This is a genomic window from Mesorhizobium bavaricum (assembly GCF_056781655.1).
On the sequence record NZ_JBXAYV010000001.1, the window covers coordinates 515,247 to 530,435 of the forward strand.

Genomic DNA, 15,189 nt, shown 5'->3' on the forward strand with positions numbered 1-15,189 from the left:
GGTCTCCAATGCACGAGCAAAGGAGCCTCAAGATGAATGCCCTCACCCCCGCCGTGTCGACGGGACCACTGCCCGCCTCACGCAAGATCCACAAGTCTGGCGTCCTCTATCCGCACATCAAAGTGCCGATGCGCGAAATCTCCGTCCATCCGACAGCCGGGGAGCCGCCTGTCACCGTCTACGATCCGTCAGGCCCCTATACCGACCCGACTGTCGAAACCAGCATCGACAAGGGCCTTGCCCGGCTTCGCCACGAATGGGTCGCGGCGCGCGGCGATGTCGAAGCCTATGACGGCCGCCATGTCCAGCCCGAAGACAATGGATTTGTCACGGGTGAGCGCCTGACGCCGGAATTTCCCTTACGCAACCGGCCGCTCAGGGCCAAGGCCGGCAAGGCGGTGACACAGCTCGCCTATGCGCGTGCCGGCATCATCACGCCCGAAATGGAGTTCGTCGCCATCCGCGAGAACCTCGGACGCGAGAGCCTGTGCGGCAAGCTGCATCGCGACGGCGAAAGCTTCGGCGCGGCGCTTCCTGATTTCGTCACGCCGGAATTCGTGCGCGAGGAGGTGGCGCGCGGACGGGCGATCATTCCCGCAAACATCAATCATCCCGAGAGCGAGCCGATGATCATCGGCCGCAATTTCCTGGTGAAGATCAACGCCAATATCGGCAATTCAGCGGTCACATCGTCGATGGCCGAGGAGGTCGAAAAAATGGTCTGGGCGATCCGCTGGGGCGCCGATACGGTGATGGATCTGTCGACCGGCCGCAACATTCACAACATCCGCGACTGGATCGTGCGCAATTCACCGGTGCCGATTGGCACCGTGCCGCTTTACCAGGCGCTCGAGAAGGTCGGCAGCGTCGCCGAGGATCTGACCTGGGAGGTCTATCGCGACACGCTGATCGAACAGGCCGAACAAGGCGTCGACTATTTCACCATCCATGCGGGCGTGCGGCTGCACTACATCCCGCTGACCGTCGACCGGGTCACTGGCATCGTCTCGCGCGGCGGCTCTATCATGGCCAAATGGTGCCTCCACCATCACCGGGAAAGCTTCCTTTACGAGCATTTCGCGGAAATCTGCGACATCTGCCGTGCCTATGATGTGTCCTTTTCCCTCGGCGACGGCCTTCGTCCCGGCTCGATCGCCGATGCCAACGACGCGGCGCAATTCGCCGAGTTGGAAACGCTCGGCGAGCTGACGAAGATCGCCTGGGCAAAGGACTGCCAGGTGATGATCGAGGGGCCCGGCCACGTGCCGATGCACAAGATCAAGGAGAACATGGACAAGCAGCTCGCTGTGTGCGGCGAGGCGCCGTTCTATACGCTTGGGCCGCTGACGACCGACATCGCGCCGGGCTATGACCACATCACCTCAGGTATCGGCGCGGCGATGATCGGGTGGTTCGGCACGGCCATGCTCTGCTACGTCACGCCCAAGGAGCATCTCGGCCTTCCCGATCGCAACGATGTCAAGATTGGCGTCATCACCTACAGGATAGCTGCCCATGCCGCCGACCTGGCGAAGGGCCACCCGGCAGCGAAAGTCAGGGATGATGCCCTTTCCCGCGCGCGCTTCGAGTTCCGCTGGGAGGACCAGTTCAACCTGTCGCTCGACCCCGAAACCGCGCGTTCCTTCCATGACCAGACCTTGCCGAAGGAGGCGCACAAGGTCGCGCATTTCTGCTCCATGTGCGGGCCGAAATTCTGCTCGATGCGCATCTCCCACGACATCCGGGCCGAGGCGCAGAAAGAGGGCATGGCGGCGATGGCGGCGAAATACCGCGAGGGCGGCAGTCTTTATATGCCGGTGGACGGCGAACCGCTTTTGTCGAAGATGCCGGAGCCGTCATGAGGGTGCTGGTCAAAGGGGCCGGCGTCGCCGGCCTCTCTGCTGCCTTCGAACTCGCCGCCCGCGGGGCGGCGGTGACCGTCGCCGAGACCCGGCACTGCCTTGGCGGCAACGCATCATGGATGGCCGGCGGCATGCTCGCGCCCTGGTGCGAGCGCGAAAGCGCCGAACAGCCGGTGCTGGATCTCGGACGCGATGCCGCCGACTGGTGGGATGCGGTGCTGCCGGGTCATGTCACGCGGGCCGGAACGCTCGTTTTGGCGATGCCGCGGGATGCAGGCGAACTCGACCGGTTTGCAAGCCGCACCTCGGGCCATCGGCGGGTCGACGAAGACGAAATTGCGCTCCTGGAGCCCGATCTCGCCGGCCGCTTCCGTCGCGGGCTGTTCCTCCCGGGTGAAGCCCATCTCGACCCACGTCGTGCAATGGCGGCGCTGCATGAAAAACTCGCCGGAAGCGGCGTCGAATTCCGCTTCGGAGTGGACGGCCGGCACATGACGGGATTCGACCGCGAGATCGACTGCACGGGAATGGCCGCGGTCGATGACCGACTGCGCGGCGTTCGGGGCGAGATGCTGATCCTGCGCACGCCGGACATTTCGCTGTCACGCCCGGTCCGGCTGCTTCATCCGCGTTTGCCGCTCTATCTGGTGCCGCGCGCCGACCACCGTTTCATGGTCGGCGCGACGATGGTCGAGAGCCAATCCGGAGAACCGGTCACGGTCCGTTCGATGATGGAGCTTCTGAGCGCCGCCTATGCCCTCCATCCAGCGTTCGGCGAGGCAGGCATCGTTGAGACCGGTGCCGGTGTTCGTCCAGCCTTTCCCGACAATCTGCCGCGCGTCGAAATGAGCGGCGAAACCGTCGCGATCAACGGGCTCTATCGCCATGGTTTTCTTCTCGCCCCCGCCATGGCGCGCCAGGCGGCCGACCTGGTTTTCAGTCAAGACGGAACCAAGGAACTTACTCATGAAACTGATGGTCAACGGCGAAGCGTATGAGGTTGCCGCCACCACGCTGGCGGAGCTGCTTGCCGCGCTCGACTATGAGGGCGATTGGCTGGCAACGGCCGTCAACTGCGATCTCGTGCACAAAGCCAACCGCGCGGAGTTCCAGTTGAGCGACGGCGACCGGATCGAAATCCTCTCGCCCATGCAGGGAGGCTAGCATGTTCGATCTTCTCGGAACGACGCTTGCCTCACGCCTGCTTCTCGGCACCGCTCAATACCCTTCGCCGGCCATCCTTGCCGATGCGGTCAAGGCGTCGGGCACATCGGTGGTGACCGTCTCGCTGCGCCGTGAGATGGCAGGCGGCAGAGCCGGCGAAAAATTCTGGTCGCTGATCCGCGCACTCGGCACAAGAATCCTGCCCAACACTGCCGGCTGTCACTCCGTCAAGGAAGCGGTCACCACCGCAAAAATGGCGCGCGAAGTGTTCGGAACCAACTGGATCAAGCTCGAAGTGATCGGCAACCACGACACACTGCAGCCGGACGTGTTCGGCCTTGTCGAAGCCGCCCGAATCCTTTGCGAGGACGGTTTTGATGTATTCCCGTATACCACCGACGACCTAGTCGTCACCGAGCGGCTGCTTGCGGCGGGCTGCAACGTCTTGATGCCGTGGTGCGCACCGATCGGATCCGCCCTCGGGCCGATAAACATCACGGCGCTGCGCTCGATGCGCGGACATTTCCCTGGCGTCCCGCTGATTGTGGATGCAGGGCTCGGGCGACCGTCGCACGCGGCGATTGTCATGGAACTCGGCTTTGACGCCGTGCTCCTGAACACGGCGGTCGCCAGGGCGGCCGATCCAGTCGGCATGGCGCGTGCGTTCGGCAAGGCGGTCGAGGCCGGTCGTGAAGCTTTCAGTTCGGGAATGCTCGAACCGCGCGACGTCGCCGTGCCGTCGACACCGACGATCGGCAGGGCAGTTTTTTCATGAAGCTCGATCCCTTCTATCTGATCGTCGAAAGTGCAGCCTGGATCGATCGGCTGGTGCCGCTCGGCGTCAAGCTGGTGCAGCTTCGCATCAAGACCATGGGCGAAGCCGGATTGCGCGCTGAGATCCGCACAGCGAAGGCCTTGTGCGCTCGATACGGGTGCCAGCTCATCATCAATGATTACTGGCGACTGGCCATCGAGGAAGGCTGCGACTTCGTTCATCTCGGTCAGGAGGATATGCAAACCGCCGACCGTTCGCGGATTCGGGTAGCCGGCGTGAGGCTCGGACTGAGCACGCATGATGGTGTCGAACTGGACACGGCGATGGCCGCCGAGCCTGACTATATCGCGCTTGGGCCCATCTACCCGACCATCCTGAAGAAGATGAAATGGGCGCCGCAGGGACTCGAACGGATCAGAGAATGGAAGCATCGGGTAGCGCCAATCCCATTGGTCGCCATTGGCGGTCTCAACCCTGACAGGCTCGACGGAGTTTTCGCGGCTGACGCCGACAGCGCGGCGGTGGTCACCGACATCACGCTGAATGCCGATCCCGAAGGGCGCACACGAGAATGGATCGAAAAGACGGAGCGATGGCGCTGAGGCGAGAACCGCATGTGCTTGTCGTTGGCGGGTCGGACTCCAGCGGTGGAGCTGGAATTGCCCGCGATATAGAAACGGTTTCCGCCTTCGGGCTGCGCAGTTGTCTTGCCATCACCGCCGTGACAGTCCAGACGCACTCGGCTGTCGAGCACGTCAAGCTTGTGCCGTCGGAGCTTGTCGCCGCTCAGATGCGCGCCGCGTTCGCTGCCAACGCTGTCGCGGCCGTCAAGATAGGCATGATTGGGACATCGGCGGCTGTTGAGGCAGTCGGCGCTGTTTTGGTCAACCGCCAAGTGCCTGTGATACTCGACCCGGTCCTGGCCTCTACCTCGGGACGCAATCTGCTGGCGGACGATGCCATTAATATGCTGCGCCACGATCTGATGCCGATCTGCCGGCTTGTAACGCCTAACCTGGTCGAGCTGGCTGCGTTTACCGGCTCGTCACCGGCCGCGGACGAAGAAGGGGCTTGTCGTCAGGCTGAAGAGCTATCGAGGACGGTGAGGACCGCCGTACTCGTCAAGGGCGGCCATGCACAAGGAACCCGTTGCGTCGACGTGCTTTTGCAGCCGAACCAACCTGCAGTTCGGTTCGAGGCGCCCCGCTTGCCTCGTGGGATGCGCGGAACGGGTTGCATGATGGCCAGCGCAGTCGCCGCCTCGCTTGCTCTTGGAGCGTCGCTGGAAGCGAGCGTGCGCCAAGCCAAGCAACATGTTTTCGATGCGCTTGCCGGATCGAAGGACATCGGGCCGATAAGCTGATCGGGCCGAACGTATCCAACGCTCCGATCAAGTCTGGCAGGCGATCGTGGGTCTACTCCTAGGTAGTGTGCTGAGAGTTCTGCAAATTCGCTGAGAGAGGGCGGTCATGGCAGGCTGGTGATGTTCAACGTCACCGATTCCCGCGAAGGAACGCCACCATGACCAAGACAGAAGGTAAGTCGACCAGCGCTGCCGTCAAAGACATTCTGCTTTCGAATCCGGAGGGGCTGCACGAAGTGATCCGTGCGGTAATGCAGGAGGGTCTCGAGGCCGAGATGGAGGAGGCGCTGGGTGCTTCGAAGGGCGAACGCACGCCTGAGCGCCTTGGGTATCGCTCGGGTTACTACGGCCGCACCCTCGTCACCCGGGTGGGCAAGCTTGAGCTGCGGGTTCCACAGGACCGGGCGGGTCACTTCTCCACCGAGCTGTTCGAGCGCTACCAGCGTTCGGAGCGGGCCTTGGTTGCGACGCTTGCGGAGATGTATGTGCAGGGCGTGTCGACCCGCAAGGTCAAGGCGATCACGGAAGAGCTGTGCGGTCATGCCTTCTCGGCTTCGTCGATCTCGGCCATCAACAAGCGCTTGGACGAGAGCCTGAAGGCGTTTGCCGAACGACCGCTTCAGGAGCCATTCCCCTACCTCATTCTCGATGCCCGCTACGAGAAAGTGCGCGAAGCCGGCATCGTGATGAGCCAGGCGGTGCTGATCGCGGTCGGCATCGACTGGGACGGGCGCCGGCAGATCCTGGCCGTGGAGATGGCCAATCGCGAGAGCCGCTCCGCCTGGAAGGACTTCCTCGTCGGCTTGAAACGACGCGGTCTCAAGGGCGTCGAACTGGCCGTGTCCGACGACCATGCCGGCCTGGTCGCGGCGATCGGCGAGGTGATCCCGGAAGCAGCATGGCAGCGCTGCTACGTCCACTTCCTCAGGAACGCGCTCGATCACCTGCCCAGGAAGCACGGCGACGATTGTCTGCAGGAACTGCGCTGGCTCTACGACCGGCGCGATCTCGCCGAGGCCAAGGCCGATCTCGCCGCATGGCTGTCCAAATGGTCCGCCCGCTACCCGCGGCTGACCACCTGGGCGGAAGAAGCCATAGAACAGACGCTGACTTTCTTCCGGCTGCCGCGTCAGCATCACAAGCACCTGAAGTCCACAAACATGCTTGAACGGCTCAATGAGGAAATCCGCCGGCGCACCTATGTCGTGCGCATCTTCCCGAACGCCGAAAGCTGCCTGCGCCTGGTCAGGGCGCTGGCCGTCGAAACCAACGAAAACTGGATGGAGGCCAACCGCTACATCAACATGGATGATCTGCGCGAGCACAAGAAGCTCGCTCTACGCCAAGCCGCATGACCAGATTCATGATCGCCCATTTTGCAGAACTTGACGCACACAACCTACTCCTAGGACATGAAGGCCCTATCCGAGGGGTGAAAATGCGGCATGCACGGTCGCTTTCGCCCATGAACAACACGCCGCTTTGAGGAGGAGCCGCATGCCTTCTGTGCCAACAGGTTGATGGGTCATCCGAAACCCGCACCTAGTCGTCGCTAGCGACCGCATGCCGCTTGGCACGTTGTTGGGTGAGCGAACGTTCGAACCGGGGTTAGCCAACTCGAGCCATAATTGCGGATTGAATCGCCGTTGCGGTATATAGGGAAGCATCTAACGACAGATTCCCAAACGCCGGTTGACAAAGGAGGTAGTTTGCACCTGCCGCTTCCAGCTGATCACGAAGAGCTTGTCCCGCAGAAGCTGCCGTTCCTACTACGCACAATTCCTTCTCGATTGCTGCATCGAAGGTCAGCGGCAGGTTTGGTGGAGTCGGCATGCCATTGAGATCATAAAGGAATTTAAAGCTCGTTAGCCACCGTTCGTAAGCAGGTGCGGCGAGTGAACGTGCATCTGTTTCAGAACGCCCAATCACGACCATTCGGAGCAACCCAAGAAATGGCGTTTGGTCGTCCGCCTCACTGGTGTGCTCTCGACCGGCGCGGAAGGCATCAGTGATTCTTCGAACGGAAGAGGAAGGTCCCACGCACGCGATGTTCACGCCATTCGCAGCGGCCCAGACTGCCGATTCCGGTCGATTGGTGGCGATCCAAGTCGGCGGATGTGGACGCTGATGAGTTCTTAGCGTCAGCGGAACGCTGTTCAACTCAAAATGGCGACCTTGATAGGATAGCGTGCCGCCCTTCAGCGCATTGATAAGAATTTCGCTGGCTTCCGCATAGTGGTTTGGCGCCGCGTCCGAGCCAATCCCGAAGTAACCCAATTCGATCGGGAGCGAGCCGCGCCCTATCCCAAGTTCGAGCCTGCCACCGCTCAATTGGTCCAGCATACAGATCTCTTCGAACGCACGTAGCGGATGATAGAGGGCAAGCAGCATTACCAACGGGCCGACACGAAGGCGCCGGGTTCGCTGGGCTACGCTCGACAAGAACAGATTCGGTGAGGGACCTCTCCCATGTGGGGTACAATGGTGCTCTGCGAGATGATATGCATAGAACCCAAGGTGATCGCACGCCTCCGCTAACATCAGGCGATCTTCGTACTGTCGGGCGATATCGGGGCCGTCCTCGTCCAGATGATCGAAGATGCCGACAGCTAGGCCTGAAGGAAAGGCCTTATCCATGATATTGTCTCCATTTTTGACGCAACAAGTCCGGTTGCTTGCGTATTCCAAGCAATTTAAAGATTTCTCGCTCGTGTAATCGTTCGGATTATTGCATGCGAAATGCTAAAGCAGAGCCTTAGCAACCTAATGCGGGGGTGTTGACATATTCAATATTCTGCTAATACGACTAGCGGCACGAAGAAACGCATCCATTTGCTCTTTTGTACCGATGCTGACGCGGATGTAATTCTCCAAACCTTTATCTGGAAAGACGGCAACAAGTATTTTGTGCCTTGCGAAGGCTGATTGCCACCATGAGCCGTCCTGTCCCGTTGGCACGCGGGCAAGCAAGAAGTTTGCGTGGGAAGGGATTACGGAAAATCCAAGTTGCGACAGCGCGAGCGTCACTCGCCGTCGTTCATGCCTGATGTGTCTGTGGTTGTCTGCATAGGCGGCGCGGTGCGCAAGGACGCTGATACCAACCGCCTGCCCGATCACATTCATGTTGAAGACGTTCTGGATGTTGCGTAGCCTGCCGATAATTTCAGGATGACCGAAACCGAAACCGACGCGAACGCCGGCGGCAGCATAGCTTTTCGAAAATGTCCTTAAGACCAGAAGGTTCGAATAGCGATTGATGAGGCGTAGACCATTCTCGGGTGCAAAGTCGACGTAGGCCTCATCTAGCACGATCAAGCGGTCCGATTTCGCTACCAGGCGTTCGATATCGGCCACCGGAACGAACGTTCCAGTCGGATTGTTCGGATTGGCTAGCAGAATGAACTTGGCGTCCTTTGCAGGACCGAAGAGCAATTGCTCCATCTGCAAGGAATGATCTTCGCTAAATTCGATTTCGACAAATTGAGCACCCTGCAACGTTGCAAGTTTGCGGTTGAACGAAAAGCCTGGCGACATCATCGCCACGCTATCCCCCGGGGTAAGGAATGCTCTGTAGACAAGTCCAAGCAGTTCAGACGATCCGTTGCCGGCGATCACCTGATCCATGGAGACGCTGTAGGCATTCGCGGCTGCTTCCCTCAAGCTGATGTTATCGTCTTCTGGATATAGATACTGCCGTTCGAGAGCTGCAATCGCACTTTGCATTATGATTGCCGGAAGCGGGAAGGGGTTCTCATTCGTGTTTAGTTTTACCCAACTTGAATCCGGCGCTGGTGTATCGGATGGCAGAGCATCTAACTGTCTCGCCACTTGCGAAAGAGACGACAGCACACTCTGAAGTTTTGCATCGGACATGTTTTTCTCCGTTTCAGTCGCAGAGGGAATCCGGGATGAACTGATGGTCTAGAGCACATGGCCGACCAACAGTGCATTCACACCGCCGTTGTCAGCACATTGACCCCGCGAGGTCGGGCGGGCTGTCCTCCCGGGTCGGATTGGCCCGACGCTCAGTCCGCATCCACTCGTCATCGGGCCAAGGCTCCGCCAACCACCAACGCTTGATTTGTCCCTGATATTTGCCTCGGTCAGCCTTTCAAGGACGCTTGATCTGATGCCGTATTTCCTCAGCGTGTATCCAATCTGGCGGGGCGTCAGTCCAAGGAGGCGCCGCCTTTGTCTGCACCGAGCCATCTCTTCACGGCCGCGATGACACGCTCGCGATTTGACATACTCGTACCTTTAAAAAGGCTGCGCTGGGAGGCGCCAGCGGTGCCTGGTCGCTGACGACGGACGGGACCGTATCGGCGGCCCAAGGAGCAGCCTCAGTCGGCCGCGTGGCCGGCCTGTCTGGCATCATCGGCCCCAGTTGCGGCACCTTGTTGCCCGGTCCGCTCTTCCACGGCGCCGCGAAAAAACACTGTCCGTGGCAGCAGTCAAAGTCGTTTCTGCCGATTGACGCTCCCGCTGCCAGGAACATGCGATGCAGCTTCACTGTCTGCCCAACCAGATTGGCGATTGCGGTGAGGAGGCGGAGGTCGTAATCGAGGAGGGAACTAGATTTGTTGTCCAAGATGCGGTCGATGGTCGGCGTGCCCACGACGTTCGCATCGACGCGAACGGGTACGCCGATGAACGACACTTTCATGTTGTCGGACGCCCCGAGCGCGTCCTTGTCGGCGGCGTTGAAAGCCGGATCCACCGCTTGGTTGCGGATTTTGACTGGTCACGGGCAAGCGCGAAAAAACGCCCTAGCCGTAAGTCGGGGCGCTGCAACGTGGTCGAGTGCACAGCGGTGCGATGCCTTGCCATGGGGTTTCCTTTCATGAATCGCGACCGTCGACTGGCTTCTGCACGCCGCAACCGCACGTTGATTCACGAGACGGGAATGGGGCGGGAGAGTCAATCGAGCTTTCTTTCATTCGCGAAAGGAAACTCTGCGCTCATGATAGAATTCCATCAGTTTCATATAGCTCCGGTAGATGATATCGAACGGCAGAATGTCTGCCCCGGCGTCGCCGCGGTGCCGGTGCTGATGGCCCGGGCCATCAGCCTAATCAGCTCCTGGCAAAGCTGGGCGCAGTGGCGTGGCGACCGCCATCGCGACGATGCCATCTACGAGGGCCGACCCGGCGTGATTTCATTGACAATCGCGACAGCGTCTTGAGCTTTGCGCACCTCGCGGAGCGCCTGATGGCCCCCTGCCCCCGCCGACCATACAGAAGCCGACGAGCTCAGGTTGCCGTGCATGAGATCCAGCGTGGTCTCGTATGTGCTGCGCTGCGCCGTTTCGCAAACGTCTAGTCACATTTTCGAAGTGCGTGTTGGAATCGGTGATTCCGACACATTATCGCCACGTTTTAGCCGCGAGGTGGTCGTAATCTCCCACCGTGAAAGCCGGCGTTGCCCTGAGACGGTTCGGTCCGGCATCGGCTCAAACCAGCCCCCCACTTAAGGGTCAGTGCCGGATCGAACGCTCTTGCATCTCTTCTTGAAGGAAATCAGGTGCGACGCCGAAGCAAGCTGATCCGCTCCATTGAGCGACACATGGTCCGCCAAATTGCCCAGCGCGCCAAGCACCTACAAATCAACGATGTTTTGAGGCGGCGGCTGCCAGGCGAGACGCATTGGGGCCGGCAAGGCCATTCCGAGCCCCCAGCGCGCGAGATGCTTCGGATCGGAAGTGTTGCGTAGCTCACTTCTCGAGGATCGATCCGATCGCAAAGACGCATCACGGATCGCATGTCGTGCTCGACCAGCAGAATGGAAACATTGTCCATCGTTAACCTGAACTCGTTGCCCTGCGGTCACCGCTGCTCGTTCACGCTGAAAGTGCGGTGAATCGCGGTGTCCAACTGAGCTCGCATCAGAGCACGACGAGGATGAGTATGGCGGGCTAGACGCACCTGGTCTCGGCCTATGCGATAACCCACAGCCTCGTGCTGGGGGAATTGGCGGTGGCCGACAAATCCAATGAGATCACCGCCATTCTCTTTGCTGCTGAAGGAACTGGCCGCGTCCGGAGCGCTGGCGGGCAGTTTCGTTTCCATCGACGCCATGGGGCTGTTAGTCCGACATCGCGGAGACGATCGTCGATCTCTGCGGCGACTATATCTTGGCCACCAAGGACAACCAGAAGACTGCCCATGCCGACAGCTCTATTTCGACGCCGCTCCCGTCAATGAGATCGGTGACCGAGGTCGAAAGGGGCCATGGCCGCATCTAGACGCGCCGTCATCTCGTCTCACAGCGCGTCGACTGGATGAGTGGCAGAAGGCGCTATCCCGACGAGCCGCGCTTCAAGGGCCTCATCACCATCGCTATGGTCGAGACCCACATCGAGACCCGCGCCGAGGTCAGGGTCGAGCGGCGATGCTACATCTCCTCTCGCATCCTCACCGCAAAAACCTTCGCCGAGGCCACCCCATTGGGGATCGAGAAGGGTTACGTGAATTCAAGGAGGACCAGTCCCGCCTGCGCCGGGGCCACGCGCCACAAACATGGCGATGGTCCGCCACGTCGCCCTCAACCTCATCCGAGCCATGTCCGGAAAACAATCCATCAAGGGAGCGAAAAATCGCGACCTTGGATACCTACTACCTGATTGCAGCTCTCCAATTCCGGATGGTCGACCCATACCAGCATAATAGGAGGATATTTGCTGCTCTTTCCTCGTCCCGCCATAGGAGGAAACGGCACCGCGACCTTGATGCAGTGTCATGGATGGATAGGGCATCATTCGGGAACCGAACCAATCCACAGAAATATTTTGTTGGTATTTTTGTTGGTCCGCGCTGCTATTGCTCCATGCCGAGGCGATTGAAAACGAACTCAAATTTTCTCTACTTGGATTCCGCCTCTGTCAACATGACCAAGCGTGGCGCCGACCAGATCGGCGGCGCCGACTACACATTCGACTGCACCGGCAGCACCAAGGTGATGCGCCAGGCACTCGAAGCGTCGCATCGCGGCTGGGGCAAGTCGGTCGTCATCGGCGTGGCGGGTGCCGGCCAGGAGATTTCGACGCGGCCTTTCCAGCTGGTCACCGGACGCACCTGGATGGGCACCGCCTTCGGCGGCGCGCGCGGCCGCACCGACGTGCCAAAAATCGTCGACTGGGTACATGGACGGCAAGATCCAGATCGACCCGATGATCACTCATTTGCTGAAGCTGGAAGACATCAACAAGGGCTTCGACCTCATGCATGCGGGCAAATCAATCCGAAGCGTCGTGGTTTACTGAGGAGAAAAAGAGCCGCCGACCGAAGGGCCAGCGACTGAAGTTGCACGGGTTCACAAGGGAGGAATAAATGCCGGAAAAACTTCCCAAGATCGACAATGGACTGCCTAGGGAAAGCGCAAGCTTTGCCGGCGGCACGCTGGTCTGTGCCTGCACCAGCAAGCCGGTGAAGGTTAAGGTCAAGGGCCAGATCGCCCACAACCATGCCTGCGGCTGCACCAAATGCTGGAAGCCGGCAGGCGCGGTGTTCTCGGTCGTGGCAGTCGCCGGCACCGGCGACGTCACCGTCACCGAGAATGGCGACAAGCTCAAAGTGGTCGACCCCGGCGCGCTGATCCTGCGCCATGCCTGCACCGGCTGCGGCGTCCACATGCACGGACCGGTTGAGCGCGACCATCCGTTCAAGGGCCTCCTCAACCCCGGCCTGATGGACTACATCGCCACCTGGACCGCGAAAAAGTCCGGCGCGTTGCCGGCCTGACAGCCGTAGGATTTCAGGTATGGGGCCGGACACGTTTCCGGCCCCTTGGGCAACGGTGGAATCCAACTACCAGCTGGAAAGTAGTATCCTAGTGAGATTACCTCAGGTCTGAGGAAGGACGAGGGCCGACGCCCACAGCGGGCTTTCGTGAGATGGCCTGGCTGGCAAGGCCGAGCCTTTCTCGTCGGTCATCGGCGAAATTCTCGGCGGACGCTGTGTCTTAAAACCGATGAACTGTCAGTTTGCCGTCCCGTCCTGCAGAACAAGAGCGGCCTGCGGCACATAGGATGAATAGCCTGCATAACCAGTTAGGTCCGTAAGGCCTCCGGTTCGAGTCCAGACTCCCCTTGGGAGGTCGAATAGCGAGGTTTAAAATTTGTAAGAATTGCGGCGATGACCGCCGCATTTTTTAAAAGATTGTAAATTCACTTCTAACGTGATAGTTTATAGGAGTCATGGAATGCGGCGATCATCGCCGCATGCTAGCGCCTTTATAAACTTATGCCAACGAACACTGACCGGAGACAATTGCTGCAAAACCTGGTGCCTGAAGGCCTGCCGGTTACAAAACAATGGCTAGCGAAGCAGACCCCGGACTTCGATCGCCATGCGCTCGACAATCTGGTCAAAAGCAGGCAGCTCACGCCGCTCGCATCCGGCGTCTACATACGCCCCGGTGCACACCTCACCTGGCAGGGCGTCGTCGCTGCGTTGCAGACTATCTTCCGCACGGATCTCACTGTCGGCGGGCTGACTGCACTCGAATTGCAAGGATTTGCACATTACCTGCCACTGTCGAGGCAACGTGCAGTCCATCTCTACGGCAAAACCGCTTTGCCCACCTGGCTACAAAATGCGCTGCCTTCAGTTCAATTGGTTCGACACAGCCGTCTCAACTCACTAGGCGGTGCCGGTCTCCTAACTTGGGAGTATGATACCAAAGAGCGATCTTTCGTGGCCAGCGACATACCGGGTCAACGGGCAAGCGCGTGGCCGTTCACCATGTCGTCGCCCGAGCGCGCTTATCTCGAAGTTCTCAACGAAGTGCCTGGCACCATCTCTTTCGAACATGCCGACCAGCTTCTCCAAGGTATGACGACCCTCTCGCCAAGGCGCATGGAGCAGCTCTTGCGAAAATGCTCGAGCGTCAAATTGCGCAGGCTGTTCTACTGGATGGCCGAGCGCCATTCCTACGTCTGGCTGAAGAAGCTCCCCAAACCCGACGCGCTCGATGAGCTTGGCCTTGGCAGCGGCAACAGAGTGGTGGCCAGGGGCGGCAGACTCGATACAAAATACCACATAACGGTCCCGGAGGAGATGTGGACACAAGTAGCCCCTACTACAGACAAGTCCGGCTCCTGACGCGGGTCTTGCCGCTGGTTGCGGCGGAGATGTGCTTCGCCCTAAAAGGCGGCACCGCCATCAATCTCTTTATTCGCGATCTGCCGCGGCTTTCCGTCGACATCGATCTTGTCTACCTGCCCATGGACGAGCGTGACGAGGCGCTCAAGAAAATCGCCGAAGCGCTGTCACGCATTGCAGACACCATCGCCATGGCTATCCCCGATACGGAGATCATTCGATCATATGAAGATCAGCGGGATGCCTTGCGTCTTTTCGTGACGCAAGGCGGCGATCGCATCAAGATCGAACTCTCCCCCGTGCTGCGCGGCTCGGTATTCCCCGAGGAGCTACGAGAGGTGTCGCCGGTCGTCGAAGAGCAATTCGGCTACGTCGAAATGCAGCTTCTTTCGATTCCCGATCTCTATGCCGGAAAAATCTGCGCCGCGCTCGATCGCCAACATCCGCGCGACCTCTTCGATGTCAAGTTGTTGCTCGAGAATGAAGGGTTGACCGAGGATTTGGTAAAGACCTTTCTCGTCTACCTCATCAGTCACAATCGAACGATAGCTGAGCTCCTTCAACCGACCCGCAAGGATATTGCCGGCATCTACGAAGGTGAGTTTTTGCGCATGTCGCAGATCGAGGTGAGTCTCGATGAATTGCTCGACGTTCGCGAGCGATTGATCGTGGGCCTCAATCAGGCATTGACCGGCGATCAGCGAAAATTTCTTCTCTCTTTTAAGGCGCGTCGCCCACAATGGGAGCTTCTCGGAATTGAAGGGGCGGACAAGCTTCCCGCCGTTCGCTGGAAGCTCCAGAATCTGGAACGCATGCCTGATGCGAGACATCAGCAGGCATACGAAAATCTTGAGCGAGTGCTCAGCAAGAAAGCGAGCGACACCACCCCGCCACCGCGTACCGATACCGAAAAGTGAGGCCTTGTTT

13 protein-coding genes and 2 pseudogenes are annotated in these 15,189 nt (G+C 59.6%); 12 read left to right on the forward strand and 3 right to left on the reverse strand.

Annotation, left to right across the window (positions count from 1 at the left end; genetic code table 11):
• Nucleotides 1-32: 32 nt before the first annotated feature.
• The 7 genes from thiC (at nucleotide 33) to AC1RZR_RS35240 (ending at nucleotide 6,519) form a co-directional block, all read left to right on the forward strand.
• Complete coding sequence (thiC, locus tag AC1RZR_RS35210) at nucleotides 33-1,862, forward strand: phosphomethylpyrimidine synthase ThiC (RefSeq protein ID WP_481829270.1); 1,830 nt, start codon at nucleotides 33-35, stop codon at nucleotides 1,860-1,862.
• Complete coding sequence (gene thiO / locus AC1RZR_RS35215; RefSeq protein WP_481829271.1) at nucleotides 1,859-2,860, forward strand: glycine oxidase ThiO; 1,002 nt, start codon at nucleotides 1,859-1,861, stop codon at nucleotides 2,858-2,860. The genes thiC and thiO overlap by 4 nt, the downstream gene beginning before the upstream one ends.
• Nucleotides 2,829-3,026, forward strand: a complete 198-nt coding sequence (thiS, locus tag AC1RZR_RS35220; protein WP_481829272.1) for a sulfur carrier protein ThiS — start codon at nucleotides 2,829-2,831, stop codon at nucleotides 3,024-3,026. Before thiO ends, thiS begins: the two co-directional genes overlap by 32 nt.
• Nucleotide 3,027: 1 nt before the next feature.
• Complete coding sequence (locus AC1RZR_RS35225) at nucleotides 3,028-3,801, forward strand: thiazole synthase (protein WP_481829273.1); 774 nt, start codon at nucleotides 3,028-3,030, stop codon at nucleotides 3,799-3,801.
• Nucleotides 3,798-4,403, forward strand: coding sequence for a thiamine phosphate synthase (locus AC1RZR_RS35230; RefSeq protein WP_481829274.1), 606 nt, complete (start codon nucleotides 3,798-3,800; stop codon nucleotides 4,401-4,403). The genes AC1RZR_RS35225 and AC1RZR_RS35230 overlap by 4 nt, the downstream gene beginning before the upstream one ends.
• On the forward strand, nucleotides 4,394-5,164 hold the full coding sequence (locus AC1RZR_RS35235; RefSeq protein ID WP_481829597.1) for a hydroxymethylpyrimidine/phosphomethylpyrimidine kinase: 771 nt from the start codon (nucleotides 4,394-4,396) through the stop codon (nucleotides 5,162-5,164). Before AC1RZR_RS35230 ends, AC1RZR_RS35235 begins: the two co-directional genes overlap by 10 nt.
• Nucleotides 5,165-5,322: 158 nt before the next feature.
• A complete protein-coding gene (locus tag AC1RZR_RS35240; protein ID WP_481829275.1) occupies nucleotides 5,323-6,519 on the forward strand; it encodes an IS256 family transposase in 1,197 nt (398 codons plus the stop codon).
• A gap of 253 nt (nucleotides 6,520-6,772) precedes the next feature.
• Here AC1RZR_RS35240 and AC1RZR_RS35245 read toward each other — a convergent pair whose 3' ends face one another.
• The 3 genes and pseudogenes from AC1RZR_RS35245 to AC1RZR_RS35255 all read right to left on the reverse strand — a co-directional run.
• Entirely contained in the window at nucleotides 6,773-7,801 is a 1,029-nt protein-coding gene (locus tag AC1RZR_RS35245; protein ID WP_481829276.1) for an LLM class flavin-dependent oxidoreductase, read from the reverse strand.
• 126 nt (nucleotides 7,802-7,927) lie between these two features.
• Nucleotides 7,928-9,037 (reverse strand): histidinol-phosphate transaminase, encoded by a 1,110-nt coding sequence (hisC, locus tag AC1RZR_RS35250; protein ID WP_481829277.1) that lies wholly within the window; start codon nucleotides 9,035-9,037, stop codon nucleotides 7,928-7,930.
• Nucleotides 9,038-9,653: 616 nt separating this feature from the next.
• Nucleotides 9,654-9,896: pseudogene (locus AC1RZR_RS35255) on the reverse strand (GAF domain-containing protein); the annotation flags it as partial.
• 108 nt (nucleotides 9,897-10,004) lie between these two features.
• Between AC1RZR_RS35255 and AC1RZR_RS35260 the strand changes: the two are divergent.
• The 5 genes and pseudogenes from AC1RZR_RS35260 (at nucleotide 10,005) to AC1RZR_RS35280 (ending at nucleotide 15,179) form a co-directional block, all read left to right on the forward strand.
• The gene (locus tag AC1RZR_RS35260; RefSeq protein WP_481829278.1) at nucleotides 10,005-10,346 is read left to right on the forward strand and encodes a hypothetical protein; all 342 of its coding nucleotides are present in this window, start codon (nucleotides 10,005-10,007) and stop codon (nucleotides 10,344-10,346) included.
• 1,727 nt (nucleotides 10,347-12,073) lie between these two features.
• Nucleotides 12,074-12,422 (forward strand): annotated as a pseudogene (locus AC1RZR_RS35265) (zinc-binding dehydrogenase); the annotation flags it as partial.
• A 67-nt stretch (nucleotides 12,423-12,489) separates the two neighbouring features.
• Nucleotides 12,490-12,900 carry a GFA family protein gene (locus tag AC1RZR_RS35270; RefSeq protein WP_481829279.1) on the forward strand — a complete coding sequence of 137 codons (411 nt, stop codon included), beginning with the start codon at nucleotides 12,490-12,492 and terminating at the stop codon, nucleotides 12,898-12,900.
• 528 nt (nucleotides 12,901-13,428) lie between these two features.
• Nucleotides 13,429-14,262 carry a type IV toxin-antitoxin system AbiEi family antitoxin domain-containing protein gene (locus tag AC1RZR_RS35275; protein ID WP_481829280.1) on the forward strand — a complete coding sequence of 278 codons (834 nt, stop codon included), beginning with the start codon at nucleotides 13,429-13,431 and terminating at the stop codon, nucleotides 14,260-14,262.
• Nucleotides 14,220-15,179, forward strand: a complete 960-nt coding sequence (locus AC1RZR_RS35280; RefSeq protein ID WP_481829281.1) for a nucleotidyl transferase AbiEii/AbiGii toxin family protein — start codon at nucleotides 14,220-14,222, stop codon at nucleotides 15,177-15,179. Before AC1RZR_RS35275 ends, AC1RZR_RS35280 begins: the two co-directional genes overlap by 43 nt.
• Nucleotides 15,180-15,189: the final 10 nt, after the last annotated feature.

Excerpts from the sequence above, each read along its gene's own strand:
- thiC (WP_481829270.1), top strand. The coding sequence starts at position 33 with ATGAATGCCCTCACCCCCGCCGTGTCGACGGGACCACTGCCCGCCTCA.
- thiO (WP_481829271.1), top strand. The coding sequence starts at position 1,859 with ATGAGGGTGCTGGTCAAAGGGGCCGGCGTCGCCGGCCTCTCTGCTGCC.
- thiS (WP_481829272.1), top strand. The coding sequence starts at position 2,829 with ATGAAACTGATGGTCAACGGCGAAGCGTATGAGGTTGCCGCCACCACG.
- AC1RZR_RS35225 (WP_481829273.1), top strand. The coding sequence starts at position 3,028 with ATGTTCGATCTTCTCGGAACGACGCTTGCCTCACGCCTGCTTCTCGGC.
- AC1RZR_RS35230 (WP_481829274.1), top strand. The coding sequence starts at position 3,798 with ATGAAGCTCGATCCCTTCTATCTGATCGTCGAAAGTGCAGCCTGGATC.
- AC1RZR_RS35235 (WP_481829597.1), top strand. The coding sequence starts at position 4,394 with ATGGCGCTGAGGCGAGAACCGCATGTGCTTGTCGTTGGCGGGTCGGAC.
- AC1RZR_RS35240 (WP_481829275.1), top strand. The coding sequence starts at position 5,323 with ATGACCAAGACAGAAGGTAAGTCGACCAGCGCTGCCGTCAAAGACATT.
- AC1RZR_RS35245 (WP_481829276.1), bottom strand. The coding sequence starts at position 7,801 with ATGGATAAGGCCTTTCCTTCAGGCCTAGCTGTCGGCATCTTCGATCAT.
- hisC (WP_481829277.1), bottom strand. The coding sequence starts at position 9,037 with ATGTCCGATGCAAAACTTCAGAGTGTGCTGTCGTCTCTTTCGCAAGTG.
- AC1RZR_RS35260 (WP_481829278.1), top strand. The coding sequence starts at position 10,005 with ATGAATCGCGACCGTCGACTGGCTTCTGCACGCCGCAACCGCACGTTG.
- AC1RZR_RS35270 (WP_481829279.1), top strand. The coding sequence starts at position 12,490 with ATGCCGGAAAAACTTCCCAAGATCGACAATGGACTGCCTAGGGAAAGC.